Origin of the sequence: Neisseria sp. Ec49-e6-T10 (assembly GCF_051132615.1) — a bacterium.
In the GTDB taxonomy this organism is placed as follows: Bacteria; Pseudomonadota; Gammaproteobacteria; order Burkholderiales; family Neisseriaceae.
Map to the genome: position 1 here is coordinate 2,280,806 of NZ_CP152375.1, position 13,669 is coordinate 2,294,474.

The following is a 13,669-nucleotide window of genomic DNA, read 5'->3' on the forward strand; positions in this document are numbered from 1 at the left end:
AATAAGGCGCCAATTTTTTAAAATTGGTGCCTTATTATTTGTGTTTTTATTGTAGGTTAGAAAAACAATGGAATAGGGTTGGCTTTTATATTCATTTTTAGGCTATTTTAGCCCAAATATTTTCGCTTTTTAAAAATTTTATTAAAATCAATTAATTAAAGATGCCATAAAATATTTGGGTTATTGGGCTATTTTTATATATAACATATTGTTTGATTAAAATAATACTCGTATAATTTGCTGTTAACCGCCGCATAGGCGGCTTAAAGACAATAAATAGCCAAAATAATCATTATCTTGGCTATTTATTAATCAAAACTAATATTTTTACTGTAAATAAAGATCCCATAATTTATTTCTAAATTTATTGGTAGGATCTACTTGTTGTTTGAGTTTTAAAAAGGATTGGGCATTTGGATAAGCCTGATTAAATTGCTCAAGCGTTGCGTGAGGTTGATAGGGTAGGTAATAACTGCCTTGTAAAGAAAGGGTTGCTTCGATTAATTCTTGTGTCCATTGTTGAACAGCCAATTTATCTTGTTGTGTTGTTCCTTGTTGATAGTAAATAACAAAAGCAAACATTTCATCTTTTGCCCATGCCATTAATGAACCTGAGTCTTTATTGGTGTGTCGAATAGAGATATTAATGATGTTTATTTTATGTTTTTTGATTATTTCCACTAATTGTGGGTAAAATTCATCAAATTGTGCAACAGGGATAAAGTATTCTTGTAACACAAAACTACTATGTTCATTTGAAATAGGTCCTAGTTCTGCCACATCAAGGCTTGCTTCAAGGTTGCGCCATTGAACCAGTGGTTTTTGGTGTGAGAAAAAATCATGGCTTTTTCGCAATTGTTTGCCTATTTTAGATTTAGCAACAAACCTTATCTGTTTTTCTTGCTTTTGATAATTGGGTTGAATTGGTGTTAATCGTTCTGTGTTGGTTAAAGGCTTGTCTGTTTGAGCATAAGTAACGGCCCTTACTTTACGATACTCTGGCGGGTAAATCACCCCATTATGGAAAATGGCTTGTTGATTATTTTTGATGTGTTGGTCAAAATAATCTTTATAATGGTCTATTGGCATAAGTTTGCTGATGCGTTCTATTTTGACATTATTTTCTAACAGCAAAGTCGCTTCGGTGATGATGCCTAATGCACCATACCCACCAATAGCACCATAAAATATTTCTTTGTTTTCTGTTGGGCTGGCTGTGATTAAAGAACCATCGGCCAAAACGATTTTTATTTGTTTAACCGATAAAATAATTGGGCCTTCTCCCACATAACGCCCGTGTACATTCACACTCAAAGAGCCACCTACCGTAAAGTTAGCAAAAGATTGCATGATTTTAATGGATAGATCATAAGGGTCGATAAATTCTTGAATTTGTCTCCAAGTCATGCCAGTTTCAACTGTTATTTCTTTTTTGTTTGGGTCAAAAGAAATAATATGATTCATTTTTTTGATGTCTATTTGCAAAGCTTGTTCTGTTGTTGTTTGACCACCCATGCTGTATTTGCCACCAGCAATAGAAATGGGGCCAGCATGTGATTGAACCAAATCAATAACCTGTTTTGTTGAAGTCGGTTGGCTGATTTGTTGAATTTGGACAGGGTTCATTTGTGTAATATCATTGCTGATAATTGGGGTGGCAAATAAATGTTGACTGAAAATGAGCGCGCTTAAAAGGACGTGAAAATATTTTATATATTGATTCATATTGTGTTTGTTGTTTTTTCGAGTAAAAGAGTATAGAGGTTTTAAAAGATAAAAGCGAATAGCAAACGATTTGAGCCTTGGGCTTATTAAACAACGTTTTTGTATAAAAGGCCATTTAATCTATGACTGGTTATTTTTAATTAAGTGTTTTTACAGCTATTATATGGATTGATCGCATACGCTATATTTAACTGAATCTGAGGCATAATGAAAAAAATAATTTTATTGGTGGGGATCAGCATCTTCAGCATGATTGTGATCATGATATTAAATAATCGGCAAAATAATGATGTTCAATTAGTAAACGATTTGATTTCAAAGAAAGTTGCTGAAAATAAGAAACTGGTTATTGATGATTTTATTGTGTACATGCCAGGTTCAAAAAAAATAAAAATGTACTGGAAAAACAAAAACGGAATACCTTATACTCATTTTATCAATTTGTTGAATCAGACTCAAAATGATATGGTTTTTGTGACTAATGGGGGCATATATTCGAAAGAATTTACACCTGAAGGTCTGTATATAGAAAATGGTCAAATTATTTCTGAGCTTAATTTACATTCAGGAGAGGGAAATTTTTATTTTAACCCCAATGGTGTGTTTTATATAGAGAATAATCTTCCTTATATTATTGAATCAAGAAGTTTTAAATATAATCAGAATATCCTTTACGCCGTTCAATCAGGACCATTGCTTATTGAACATGGTTTGATGAATGACCAACTGAAAAAAACATCAAAATCGTTAAAAATAAGAAGCGCTGTTGGTTTGAGTAAACAAAATAAATTATTTTTTTTAATGAGCAAAAAAGAAGTGAGTTTTTACGATTTTGCCCAGTTTGCGTTGGATCATTTAGATTGTGATACCTTATTGTTTTTAGATGGCACGATATCTCAAATGTATTTTTCAGCAGATCAGCAATTACCAGAACAAAAGCACCCATTTGTGACAATGATTGCCATTGAATAATGAATCAGTGAAGTCGTTACAATAGCAATCAATCGTTAGCCTATTATATTAAGCGATCGTTTAACCAGAGTTGGTATTTTAATTCTTAGCTTAAATGCTTTTAAAATAAATTTATTTGTATTTTTATTATTATGGTATAATTTATTCGTAAATAAATAAACACACATATTATTTTCTATGGAACGCCTAAAGCTAGAAATAGATTTAGAGGTTCTACAACAGCAACGCTGGCTGCAAGAACAAGAAGAGCAACAGCGTATTGCTCATAAGTTGCCTGAGGCTACTGAAGAGGTTCAACAAAAGTTACAACAAGAAAACCCTCTTAAAGATTATCATCCTGAACAACAAAAACAGCTTGCCGATGCATTGGCAATAGAAGTCGCCCGTTCTTCAAAAGGGCAAAAGATAGAAGGTAAGATCACCATCAGCAATGGTAGTTTGTGTGCCCATTTAGATAAAGGCCTAGCTGCTCATATTGAGATTAAAAAAGTGTTGGCGCAACATGAGCCAGAATTGCCTGATGGGCAACAAAAAAATATTGATCCAGAACGACAAAAGCAGATTGATGAATTGTTGGTTCAGTATAAGGCGAAAAGATATCCAAGAGCGTTATACCTATACCTCAAGTGCTTCTACCCAAGAAATCATACAAAAGAATATAGGACAGCTTTTAGCGCCATATTTAAAACAAATGGAACAGAGCATAGAATCTATTAGACAAAGCAATATTGATACTTATGGTTTAGCGGGTACAGCACTGCTGTTTGGTTCAGCAGAAGTATTAAGTGAGTTTGTGCCCATTAAAGGTGGCAAACAGCTCTCAAGGCTACTTAAGTTAGGTGGTGATGAGACGGTCTCAGCCATCACGAAGAATATGATTAAAGTAGGAGATATCAGTAATGTTAAATATTTTGAGCATGATGGGGTGAGTTTCAGTATAAAGGGCTATACGCCACAAAGTGGATATGCAAAACAACCACAGCTTAAGATATCGGCTATTGAATTAAAATTTGATGATATGTTGTTGCAGAAGGGGTCGACAGGGAAGATTGAGGTTGAGAAACATAGAGGGCTTAATTCTGTAATTACGCCAGAAATGGAAGAAAAAATTCTTTGGGGACAGAGAAAAAATCCAAATAGGAATGATATTATTGGTGGACATATATCAAAAATAAATAATACTCACCCTAATTATGCGGTGGAAGATATAGTAGTAAATGCTGATGGGACAAAAAAAATAAAATACACTACTCAATTTCCTGATGGTGATTTAGCTAGAATAAAAAATAGTACGGTATTTCCTGAAAGTTGGAGTGATACGAAAATAATAGACTCCATAAAACAAGTAGGAAGCGGCACTGAAATTGGGTATCGTGCTCGTGACGGAGCTAAACTTTATCGTCAAGTAATTGATGGTGTAGAAATTGAAGTTATAAAAATTAGAAACAATGTAGTAAGTGGATATCCGACAGGAGGTAATGTACAAGGGATATCGGATGGATTTATAAGAAAATAAGAGGCCTAATGTATGGAATTATTTAATGAATTAAATATTTATTTACAAGGTAAAAATATAAATGATGATTATTGGTATGATAATGCTTTATTTGTTTGTCAAGATATTTTAGAGGAGTTTTCAATTGATGAATGGGAAAAATTAATTGATGATATCCCAAAAGAAAATGATATTTGGAAAAAAAGATTGGTTGAATGCTTAGGAAGTTTTCATAACTCTTATGAATTAAGAGTAATTTTGAAAATAATAAACACTGAAAATAAAGATTTATTTGTCGCTTGTATTGATTCGTTAAGATGTTTAGATTTATTAAAACTGGAGGATATACAAAAGAAAAGCATATTGAAAAATATTGAAGAATTATTAATATCATCTACAGATCCAGTCAAAAAAATTTTAGAAGAATTTTTAAAAAAAATTAATTAGCGATTTTTTGAGTTTTAGAGATAAATTGTATAAGATATTTTAATATGTAATGGTCGTAGTGTAGTTTTCATTTAGTACCAGAAATAATAAAGCCCACATAACAGTTCTATTATTTACTGTTAAAGAAGTAATAGGACTATTGTTATCAAAATAGAAACATAAACGAGATCGTGTCAGCAGAACGATGACCATGATTGTATCTTGGTCATCGTTTTTAAATCACGATTAATTATAAATCAAACAATGCATCAATTTGTTTTAATTGTGTTTGATTTAATGCACCACCATAATTTCTGGAGAGTGGCCCCATATAACCGTACATTTTGCCCACAGTGGTTTTGATTGTGGTGACAAAATCTTCGCCAATTGTGTAAATGGCGGATAATCGACCGATTTCTTGATGTAGCTTAGCAACTTCGGTTAAGTTGCCTTGATGGTAAGCCTGAATAATGTGCGCAAATAATTCAGGTACCACATTATTTAACCCAGAAAGCACACCTGAACCCCCATTCATTAGGTTTGGCACAAGGTATTCGTCGAATCCAGCAAAAATGGAGAAATCGGTTCGTACTTCAGCCATAGCTCGTACAATGGCACGAGTATGTGATGCACAATCAACCGTGTCTTTAATGCCCACAAATTTGGGCAGTTTTTTAGCCAGTTCAACAACCAAATTGGCTGTTAAGTCACAATTGGTTCGCGCAGGGAAATTGTAAATTAACCAGTTACCATTAAAGCGTTGGTCTAAAGCTTCATAGTAGGCCAATAGCTGTACAGGTGTTTGGGCATAGTAATAATGGGGTAGCGCCATGACTGCCTCATAGTTATGCTCATAAGCTGTGTGTGCTAAGTGAACCATATCATCCACACAAGTGCTGGAAACATGAGCAATCATGGGTAGGTTGGTCATTTTACGCGCGGTTTTAATCAGCTCAAGACGCTCTTTCATGCTTAATGTGGCGAATTCACCAATACTGCCCATGAGCAAAATACCATCAATCCCCGATTGAGTGAGCCGATTAAAATGCTGTTCCAGTGCATGAAAATCAATTTGCCCTTGTTCATTAAAAGGGGTTACCGAGGGGCACCAAGCCCCACGAAATAGTGGTTGGCCCGATGCTTTTGCTTCTTGTTGAGTCATTTTTTATCCTTTATTTTTATTTGGTTGGTTACATTGCTTTTTGATAAAGTGCGATTGTTTGTTCTAAATTAACAGGCCGTGGGTTGCAACCTGCACAAGCATCTTTTAAGGCATTTTGCGCCATGGTTTCAAAGTCAGATTCTTTTACACTTAACTCTTTTAAACCTTTTGGAATACCAATGCGCGCAGATAGTTGACGGATTGCGGCAATTGCTTTGGCGTTGGCTTCTTCGGTACTTAAATGAGTTGTGTCTTCACCAAAAATTTCGGCAATTTTTCTGAGTTTGTCGCCTGTATGGCTGGCGTTAAACTCTTCAACAACAGGCAGTAAAATGGCATTACATACACCGTGAGGTAAGTCATACATTCCACCCAGTTGATGTGCCATTGAGTGTACATATCCTAAACCAGCATTGTTAAAAGATAAACCTGCAATAAATGAGGCATAGGCCATATTGTTGCGTGCCTCGATATTTTGTCCATCTTGTACGGCTGTTTCTAAAGATTGAGCAATAAGGCGAATGGATTCTAAAGCAATGGCATCTGTTAAACCATATGCACCAGTTGAAACATAGGCTTCTATTGCATGGGTTAAGGCATCCATACCTGTTGCCGCAGTTAGGGAAACGGGTTTATTTAACATTAACAGTGGATCATTAACTGAAATAGCGGGTAGGCAGTTTTTATCCACCATCACCATTTTAATATGTGTGTCTTCATTGGTGATGACGTAGTTAATGGTCACTTCACTGGCTGTACCTGCGGTTGTGTTAATGGCCACGATTGGTGCCGATTTTTTAGTTGATTTGAAAATGCCTTCATAATCTTTAATCTCGCCACCATTGGTGACTAAAATGGCTATTGCTTTAGCGGCATCTTGGGGGGAACCGCCACCAACTGAGACAATAAAATCACATTGTTCGGTTTGATATGCTACCAAGCCATCATGTACATTTTTCATGGTTGGGTTAGGTTGAATTTGGCTGTAAATATGGTATTGAATACCTGACTCATCTAATACATCCGTTACTTTTTTTACAATACCTGCATCAATTAATGGTTGATCACTGACAAGCAATGCCTTTTTATAACCGAGCTCTTTTACTTGGGGACCAACAAGTTTTAATGAGTCTGGGCCAATATTATTAATGGCTGGCCAGTATATGGTTTTTGCTGTTTCCATGATGATTTCCTTTCAATATAAATTAGTGTGTTTTGTGCAGTTTGTGGTAAGTGGCACCATAGATAACCACCACAACAAAACAAAATAAAGGCAAAATATAGGAAGTAGAAATATGGCTACTGTCGGCAACCTTACCCATAAAGAAGGGCATAATGGCACCGCCTACAATGGCCATAATCATAAAAGAGCTGCCTAATTTGGTTTTTGAGCCTAGGTTTTTCACCCCCATGGCAAAAATGGTGGGGAACATAATTGAAATAAAGAAGAAAATACCCACAACCGCAATAACCGATACATAGTCAATCGCAGCAGCAGCAAGTGCTGATAAAATCACACAAATCACACCATAAATGGTTAATAGTTTAGCAGGTGCAACTTTGGTCATAATACCTGTACTGGCAAAGCGGCCGATCATCAAACACAACATGGCAATGGATAATAGGTAAGCACCTTTTTGGCTGGTAGCCTCTGGCCAACATTCAACGGTTAAATTAATAAAGAAGGCACCTACACCAACTTGTGCTGCGACATAAACAAACTGAGTAAACACACCAAATACAAATTCTTTATGTGCCCAAATCGAGTTTTTGCCTGTTGTGGATTCTTGCGCATCCAGTTGAGCTTCATTGCTTCTTAAATCAGGAAGAGGGGTTTTGGCAATAAAGCACATTAAGCATAAAACCACTATGGCAATCACAACATAAGTCACCATCACTGCTGTTTGTCCACCGCCTGCATCGCTAACGGCTTGTGCTGCTTTTTCTCCTCCTTCAAAAAACAGTAACCCGCCAATTAAAGGGCCTACAAATTGGCCTAAGCCATTAAAAGATTGAGAAAGGTTTAAACGGGTTTCTGCTGTATTAGGATCTCCCAGCGCAGCCGAATAAGGGTTCGCTGCGGTTTCTAAACAGCCAAGTCCTAAAGCCAGTACAAATAGCGCCACCAAGAAAAAATAAAAACTATTGGCATTGGCTGCTGGCACAAACAGTAAGGCACCTACTGCATAAAGTAATAGCCCCATAATAATGCCTGCTTTATAGCCTTTTTTCTCCATAAAAAGACCAGCAGGCAGTGCAATCACAAAGTAAGCACCAAAGTAAGCCGCCTGAATTAAGCCAGATTGAGCTTTGGTGACATGCAAGGTTTCTTGAAAGTGTTTATTGAGCACATCGACCAGACCATAGGATAAACCCCACATAAAAAACAAGGTGGTTACCAATATAAAGGCTGTTCTATATTTAGGGTCAGTAATTTTTGCTTTTGTCATGGTGTGATCCTTTTGGTTATTGTTCGTATTTTTTGCTACAGAGCTGACAATTGACTCTGTTGTGTTTGTTTCACTCATAGCCGCTTCCTATCTTCGTTATCTGTAAAATAGAGTGGGTTTGTAAAAATGTTGAGTGTGTGTTTGACCAAAGGCAGACAATTTTATGTATGCCTTGTCGCTGTTTTTTTGATGTTATGGTTGTTTGCTTAAGTCAAATATCTGCTCCATTAAAACCCATTTGCTGCCATCTGGGGTCCAAGGAGTAGGCTTTTGAAACCGCCACATTTGTTCTTCCCATTTGATCACGGTTGGGTTGTTGTTTAGCTGTGCAGAGCGTTCAAAAGAAAAGGTTTCATCAACATCCATAATCATGAATAAGCGGGTACCAAGACGCCATATTTGCATATCCACTATGCCACTGTGGCGAATGTTTTGGGCGACCTCGGGCCATATTTGTTGGTGAATGGTTTCGTATTCTTTAATCAGGTTAGCCTCATCCACTAAATCCAAAGCCTGACAATATCGCGTGATTTTGCTCATGCTGTTAAGGCCCTGTCTAAATGTGTATAACCGCCGTCTGGAATAATCCATTGACCTGTTGTGTGAGAGGAACGTGGAGAAAGAATAAATACTGCGGTATCGGCCATTTCTTCCACTGTTGTCATGCGTTTTTCTAGGGGAATATTGCGGGTAATGGTTTCTAATTTTGCTTGAGGATCATCAAAAGTGTTGATCCATTTTTCATAAAGTGGCGTCCAGACTTCTGCTGGAATCAGGCAATTGACACGGATACCATCTTTTAAATAAGAAGCCGCCCATTCTCGGGTTAAAGAAAGCTGCGCACCTTTTGCCGCAGTATAAGCACTTGTGTTTCCTTGACCTGTAAGTGCTGTTTTTGAGCTGACATTTAAAATAGTGCCTTTGGTTTTTTTAAGCTCATCAATACAAAAATGTGCCATGGTAAAATAATGGATTAAATTATTTTCTAATGATTTTCTAAAAGCATTAGGTTCATCTTCTAAAGCAATACCATCATTGGCGCCAGCACAATTAACTAAACCATCTATTCGGCCTAATTTGTGTACAACTTCTTTTATGGCATTTTCAATACCTGAGTCGTTATTGGCTAAATCCAGTTTGATGAATAATGTTTTAGGCTGTAAATCATAAATCACACTGGCAACTTCTTCTGTTAAGTCACTGCGTCCAAAAATAACGGGAATCGCACCTTCACGTGCCAATGCCACCGATATTCCGCCACCAATGCCTGAACCGCCTCCAGTGATAATATAGACTTTGTCTTTAATAAATAAATCCATGTTACTTCTCCTAAAAGGGACATTCGTATTAACTTAATTGATAAACTTTTTTTGCATTCATTCCCCAAATAGCATTTTGCTCATCTTGGGTTAGGTTATTCATAGCCTGTTCGACCAAACTATATACTTGGGCGTATTGACCGCTCAGTAAACATACAGGCCAGTCCGAGCCAAACATGAGCCTATTGGGGCCAAATAGTTCTAATGCAACTTCTATATAAGGCAATATGTCTATTTGCTGCCAATGATTACCAGCTTCTGTAATCAAACCAGATAATTTGCAATACACATGTTTTTGCTGTGCTAATGGTTGTAAGCGCTTTTGCCAGTCTTTTGCACTTTCGTGCCCAATATTGGGTTTACCAACATGATCCAGTACCAAAATAGCTTGATCATGTCTTCGACAAAAATCTGTTGCTGCTGCCAGATCTTTTGCATGAATCAAAACTTCATAAATTTTGTTCTGATTAAGGACAATATCGACCCCCCGATTAAATGCTGGGTCTGCTAAAAATTCAGCAGGTTTGGGCTCATCTTGAACAATGTGACGATAACCTTTGATGATTGAATATGCTTGCCATTGTTCCAGTTCTTTTTCTAATGATGGGCTACGTAAATCAAGCCAACCAATAACCCCTAAAATCCATGGGTTTTGTTGTGCTAGCTGGGTGAGAAATGCTGTTTCTTCGTTTGTTTGACGAGCCTGTACAGCAATACAGCCATCAAAGCCATGTTTTTGTAAAAGAGGGTATAAGTCGTTTGGTAAACGATCCTGTTTCAGTGCAGGCATCTCATCCGTAATCCAGCTATAATCACGGTCTTGGTATACCCAAAAATGCTGATGCGCATCCACACGTTTAATTTGATGAGTCATTGAGCACCTCCTGTTTTATAAAGAAACATTGCGTTTCCAGAACAAAAAGTCGTATTGTTCTAAACGATCTGCTTGAACAATATATTCGCCACTGGCCGTTGCGATCACTTTTTCCAGCAATTGTTCTGCCACTTCTTGCAAAGGTACCCCTTCTATAACAGGCCCACAGTCAAAATCGATCATATGAGGTAATTTTTGTGCCACTTGTGTATTGGTGGCAATTTTCAGTACAGGAACAATCGGGTTTCCTGTAGGGGTGCCTAAACCAGTAGAAAAAATCACAACATTGGCTCCAGCTGCTACTTGGCCTGTGACTGCCTCTAAGTCATTGCCTGGTGTACACACTAAAGATAAACCTGATTCAGCCATAGGTTCGCTGTAATCGACTACAGCACTAATAGGGGCATTGCCTGCTTTTTTTGCTGCACCCGTTGATTTAATGGCATCTGTAATTAAGCCATCTTTAATATTGCCTGGGCTAGGGTTGTCAGAAATTGATGCACCACAACTATTGGCTTCTTGTTCATAATGTTGCATGAGTTCTAAAAAGTGTACTTTGTCTTGTTCATGAATACAGCGAGACACCATATTGCCTTCTGCGCCACATAATTCAGGAAATTCTGCTAAGGCTGAGGCACCACCCAGTGTCACCACAATATCGGAAACAATGCCCATAGCAGGATTGGCAGAGATACCTGAAAAACCGTCAGAGCCACCACATTTGACCCCAATTTTTAATTTCGATAAAGGCACAGGCTGACGTTTCACTTCATTAGCTAGCTTAAGTTGTTCAAATGTTTGTTTAATGGCTTGTGCCATCATTTCATCTTCACTGGCCCATTCTTGCTGTTTGAAAAACAAATAAGGCTTATTAAATTGAGGATTTCTCTCTTTTAACACTTGATCAAAAATAGAAACTTGGGCTTTTTCACAGCCTAAGCTAAAGACAGTAATACCGGCTACATTTGGGTGATCAGCATAAGCGGCCAATACTTTACATAAAGATTTTGAGTCATATGCGGTACCGCCACAGCCGCTATTCACCGTTAAAGTACGAATACCATCTATATTAGGAAAAGGGCGGTTAGGCGTTATAGGTTTTTCAAGGGTAGTTTGACCCAATAAAGATAAAGTTACATCACTATATTGGTCTTGGCTATATCCTAAAGGTTTCGCTAATGCCTCTTGAAGTTTTTGTACATTACGGTTTTGACAAAAAACCAGTGGAATAATCAGCCAGTAATTAGCTGTGCCCACACGCCCATCTTCACGTATAACACCCTTGAAAGTACGATTTTGCCAGCCACTCACATCTGGTGCGGTCCAATGATAAGGTTGGTTATCTGTTAATTGAACTTGTTTTGCATAATGTTTAATGTTTTCTGTTGTGACCCGTTCACCTTTTTTTAATGGTTTGGTTGCTTTGCCTACAGGTACGCCATACATATAAACAATATCACCAACAGCTCTGTCTTCTGTCACAAATTTATGTTTTGCCGGCACGTCGGTGATTAAGGTATAAGCTTGTCCTTGCCAGTGAACGGTTTGCCCCGCCGTTAGGTCTTTTAATGCGACCATTAAATTGTCATCAGGGTGAATAAGTAAGGTTTTTTGCATGACAAGCTCCAATGATGTTCAAACTGATTTAGTGCCGAATAAGAATCGTTGCATCAACCATAAATAATTTATAAGAAAGCGAATACGCAAAAATGACCCAAAATTGTGCAAATTCTTTGAAATGAGAATAGTTCTTGAGTAAAAGAGAAGGGTTTTGACCAAAGTCAAACTAAAAAGGGTATAAAAAAAGCAGGCTCAAAAAATATTATGAAGGACTTTGCTGGATTTTGCGGTAATTTCTGGGAGACATGCTTTTTTGCTGTAAAAAGCCACGGTTAAAAGATGAAATTGAATCAAAGCCTACTTCTTGGCTGATTTGGGTAATTGATTTTTCTGTGTGTTTGAGTAAGTGGCAGGCGCGTTCCACTCGGATCGATAATAAATACTGTGAAAAATTTTTACCTGTTTGTTCATAAAAGAAACGAGAGAAGTGACTGCGAGAGAGGTAAAAGTTTTCCGCAACTTCTTCAACCAATAATTTACGATGAGCGTTTTTATTGATGAAATATAAAATATCTTGCAGTTTTGCGTATTTTTTATGTTTAAAGGGGTCTTTAGGCTGATCAGATAATACGTCTGATTCTTTTTGGATAGATAATTTTTTTAATAAGAATAACAGATTAATGGCTTGTTCTAGGCCTGTTTTTGCCAAAATCAGTTTGATGATGTCTGATTCTGCATGGCTCATTTTTTCGCGAAAAATAATCCCTGCTGATGCTTTGTGTAAAAAAGCCTTAATTTCCTGTGTGAGTTCACAATCAAAAAAACCAGGCGTAATAAAATCATAGTTAAATAATAAAGAAATAGATTGATGATTACTGCTTTTTTCTAAAAATTCATGTGGTACCCAAGGCCCTAATACCAGAATATCTCCTTGAGAGTATTGCTTTTGTTGTTCGCCATATTGTAAACAGCCTAAGCCAGATTCAATATACACAATCTCAAATTCTGGATGAGCATGCCAAGTTGAACGAAAATCATGTGTAATGGTTTGGAATGCCAAGCAAGAACTGCTGGGAATGGTTCTTTTATAGACACTCGCTTGTGACATAAAAATTTCCTTTACACTAAAGTAATTGTATAACCTGAGTGACAATAAGGTTAAGGTAGCTTATTTCGAGATAAAAGACAAGCTTGGTTTAGGGAAATATATATAGATAAGTATAAATATTTAATTGCCTTAAATTTCTAGATATAACTTTTTGATTTTATTTTTAATTATATAAATTTTATATAAAATCATATCAATTGCAAACGGGATATATGCTGGCGAATAATTAGGGTAAAGCGATGAAGAAATTTTTTAAATCCAGTTTGGTTTCTTCTGCTAAAAACTTGTCTGCAATCCCTTCTATGGCGCTTTGAATACCATACAACATATGCAAGCAAGCATCAGAGTCTTGTTGGGTTTTAATCAGTAAAAATGCTTGTTTACTGCCTATTTGGCGTAATTTCTCTGGTGTGTCAATGCCAACAGCCAGTAAATTTTGAGCCAGTATTTTGCCAATATTAGGTAATTTGAGTAATTCGTCCATTAAACCACCAACCTTAATCATTGAAAAGTGAGTAGGGTAGAACAATGAATTTAAGTGATGCTAAAGCCAGTTAATCATAGAGTAAAAAAGCCAT

14 protein-coding genes are annotated in these 13,669 nt (G+C 36.7%); 4 read left to right on the forward strand and 10 right to left on the reverse strand.

Going from position 1 to position 13,669, the window contains the following annotated elements; all coding sequences use genetic code 11:
- Positions 1 to 327 precede the first annotated feature (327 nt).
- Positions 328 to 1,725 carry an FAD-binding protein gene (locus tag AADH04_RS11470; RefSeq protein ID WP_434777411.1) on the reverse strand — a complete coding sequence of 466 codons (1,398 nt, stop codon included), beginning with the start codon at positions 1,723 to 1,725 and terminating at the stop codon, positions 328 to 330.
- Between the two features lie 207 nt (positions 1,726 to 1,932).
- Between AADH04_RS11470 and AADH04_RS11475 the strand changes: the two genes are divergently transcribed.
- From AADH04_RS11475 to AADH04_RS11490, 4 genes are all read left to right on the forward strand, one after another.
- Positions 1,933 to 2,697, forward strand: coding sequence for a phosphodiester glycosidase family protein (locus AADH04_RS11475; RefSeq protein WP_434777412.1), 765 nt, complete (start codon positions 1,933 to 1,935; stop codon positions 2,695 to 2,697).
- 177 nt (positions 2,698 to 2,874) lie between these two features.
- A complete protein-coding gene (locus tag AADH04_RS11480; RefSeq protein WP_434777413.1) occupies positions 2,875 to 3,414 on the forward strand; it encodes a hypothetical protein in 540 nt (179 codons plus the stop codon).
- The gene (locus AADH04_RS11485) at positions 3,389 to 4,213 is read left to right on the forward strand and encodes an EndoU domain-containing protein (RefSeq protein WP_434777414.1); all 825 of its coding nucleotides are present in this window, start codon (positions 3,389 to 3,391) and stop codon (positions 4,211 to 4,213) included. Before AADH04_RS11480 ends, AADH04_RS11485 begins: the two co-directional genes overlap by 26 nt.
- 12 nt (positions 4,214 to 4,225) lie before the next feature.
- Positions 4,226 to 4,639: a hypothetical protein gene (locus tag AADH04_RS11490; RefSeq protein ID WP_434777415.1), complete on the forward strand. Its 414-nt coding sequence runs from the start codon at positions 4,226 to 4,228 to the stop codon at positions 4,637 to 4,639.
- Positions 4,640 to 4,868: 229 nt separating this feature from the next.
- Here the strand turns inward: AADH04_RS11490 and AADH04_RS11495 are convergent, their stop codons facing one another.
- The 9 genes from AADH04_RS11495 to AADH04_RS11535 form a co-directional block, all read right to left on the reverse strand.
- On the reverse strand, positions 4,869 to 5,780 hold the full coding sequence (locus AADH04_RS11495) for a dihydrodipicolinate synthase family protein (RefSeq protein WP_434777416.1): 912 nt from the start codon (positions 5,778 to 5,780) through the stop codon (positions 4,869 to 4,871).
- A 28-nt stretch (positions 5,781 to 5,808) separates the two neighbouring features.
- Positions 5,809 to 6,963, reverse strand: a complete 1,155-nt coding sequence (locus tag AADH04_RS11500) for an iron-containing alcohol dehydrogenase (protein WP_434777417.1) — start codon at positions 6,961 to 6,963, stop codon at positions 5,809 to 5,811.
- 22 nt (positions 6,964 to 6,985) lie between these two features.
- On the reverse strand, positions 6,986 to 8,308 hold the full coding sequence (gene fucP, locus AADH04_RS11505; protein WP_434777418.1) for an L-fucose:H+ symporter permease: 1,323 nt from the start codon (positions 8,306 to 8,308) through the stop codon (positions 6,986 to 6,988).
- A gap of 114 nt (positions 8,309 to 8,422) precedes the next feature.
- Positions 8,423 to 8,770, reverse strand: a complete 348-nt coding sequence (locus AADH04_RS11510) for an L-rhamnose mutarotase (protein WP_434777419.1) — start codon at positions 8,768 to 8,770, stop codon at positions 8,423 to 8,425.
- Positions 8,767 to 9,549: an SDR family oxidoreductase gene (locus tag AADH04_RS11515; RefSeq protein WP_434777420.1), complete on the reverse strand. Its 783-nt coding sequence runs from the start codon at positions 9,547 to 9,549 to the stop codon at positions 8,767 to 8,769. Before AADH04_RS11515 ends, AADH04_RS11510 begins: the two co-directional genes overlap by 4 nt.
- 28 nt (positions 9,550 to 9,577) lie before the next feature.
- Complete coding sequence (locus AADH04_RS11520; protein WP_434777421.1) at positions 9,578 to 10,423, reverse strand: amidohydrolase family protein; 846 nt, start codon at positions 10,421 to 10,423, stop codon at positions 9,578 to 9,580.
- A gap of 15 nt (positions 10,424 to 10,438) precedes the next feature.
- Complete coding sequence (locus AADH04_RS11525) at positions 10,439 to 12,040, reverse strand: UxaA family hydrolase (RefSeq protein ID WP_434777422.1); 1,602 nt, start codon at positions 12,038 to 12,040, stop codon at positions 10,439 to 10,441.
- Between the two features lie 205 nt (positions 12,041 to 12,245).
- Positions 12,246 to 13,091 (reverse strand): AraC family transcriptional regulator, encoded by an 846-nt coding sequence (locus AADH04_RS11530; RefSeq protein ID WP_434777423.1) that lies wholly within the window; start codon positions 13,089 to 13,091, stop codon positions 12,246 to 12,248.
- A 226-nt stretch (positions 13,092 to 13,317) separates the two neighbouring features.
- Entirely contained in the window at positions 13,318 to 13,575 is a 258-nt protein-coding gene (locus AADH04_RS11535) for a TfoX/Sxy family DNA transformation protein (RefSeq protein WP_434777424.1), read from the reverse strand.
- Positions 13,576 to 13,669: the final 94 nt, after the last annotated feature.

Bases quoted from the DNA above. Each gene is read 5' to 3' on its own strand.
- AADH04_RS11500 (WP_434777417.1), bottom strand. From the start codon at position 6,963: ATGGAAACAGCAAAAACCATATACTGGCCAGCCATTAATAATATTGGC.
- AADH04_RS11485 (WP_434777414.1), top strand. From the start codon at position 3,389: ATGGAACAGAGCATAGAATCTATTAGACAAAGCAATATTGATACTTAT.
- AADH04_RS11495 (WP_434777416.1), bottom strand. From the start codon at position 5,780: ATGACTCAACAAGAAGCAAAAGCATCGGGCCAACCACTATTTCGTGGG.
- AADH04_RS11470 (WP_434777411.1), bottom strand. From the start codon at position 1,725: ATGAATCAATATATAAAATATTTTCACGTCCTTTTAAGCGCGCTCATT.
- AADH04_RS11475 (WP_434777412.1), top strand. From the start codon at position 1,933: ATGAAAAAAATAATTTTATTGGTGGGGATCAGCATCTTCAGCATGATT.
- AADH04_RS11520 (WP_434777421.1), bottom strand. From the start codon at position 10,423: ATGACTCATCAAATTAAACGTGTGGATGCGCATCAGCATTTTTGGGTA.
- fucP (WP_434777418.1), bottom strand. From the start codon at position 8,308: ATGAGTGAAACAAACACAACAGAGTCAATTGTCAGCTCTGTAGCAAAA.
- AADH04_RS11490 (WP_434777415.1), top strand. From the start codon at position 4,226: ATGGAATTATTTAATGAATTAAATATTTATTTACAAGGTAAAAATATA.
- AADH04_RS11535 (WP_434777424.1), bottom strand. From the start codon at position 13,575: ATGGACGAATTACTCAAATTACCTAATATTGGCAAAATACTGGCTCAA.
- AADH04_RS11510 (WP_434777419.1), bottom strand. From the start codon at position 8,770: ATGAGCAAAATCACGCGATATTGTCAGGCTTTGGATTTAGTGGATGAG.
- AADH04_RS11525 (WP_434777422.1), bottom strand. From the start codon at position 12,040: ATGCAAAAAACCTTACTTATTCACCCTGATGACAATTTAATGGTCGCA.
- AADH04_RS11515 (WP_434777420.1), bottom strand. From the start codon at position 9,549: ATGGATTTATTTATTAAAGACAAAGTCTATATTATCACTGGAGGCGGT.
- AADH04_RS11480 (WP_434777413.1), top strand. From the start codon at position 2,875: ATGGAACGCCTAAAGCTAGAAATAGATTTAGAGGTTCTACAACAGCAA.
- AADH04_RS11530 (WP_434777423.1), bottom strand. From the start codon at position 13,091: ATGTCACAAGCGAGTGTCTATAAAAGAACCATTCCCAGCAGTTCTTGC.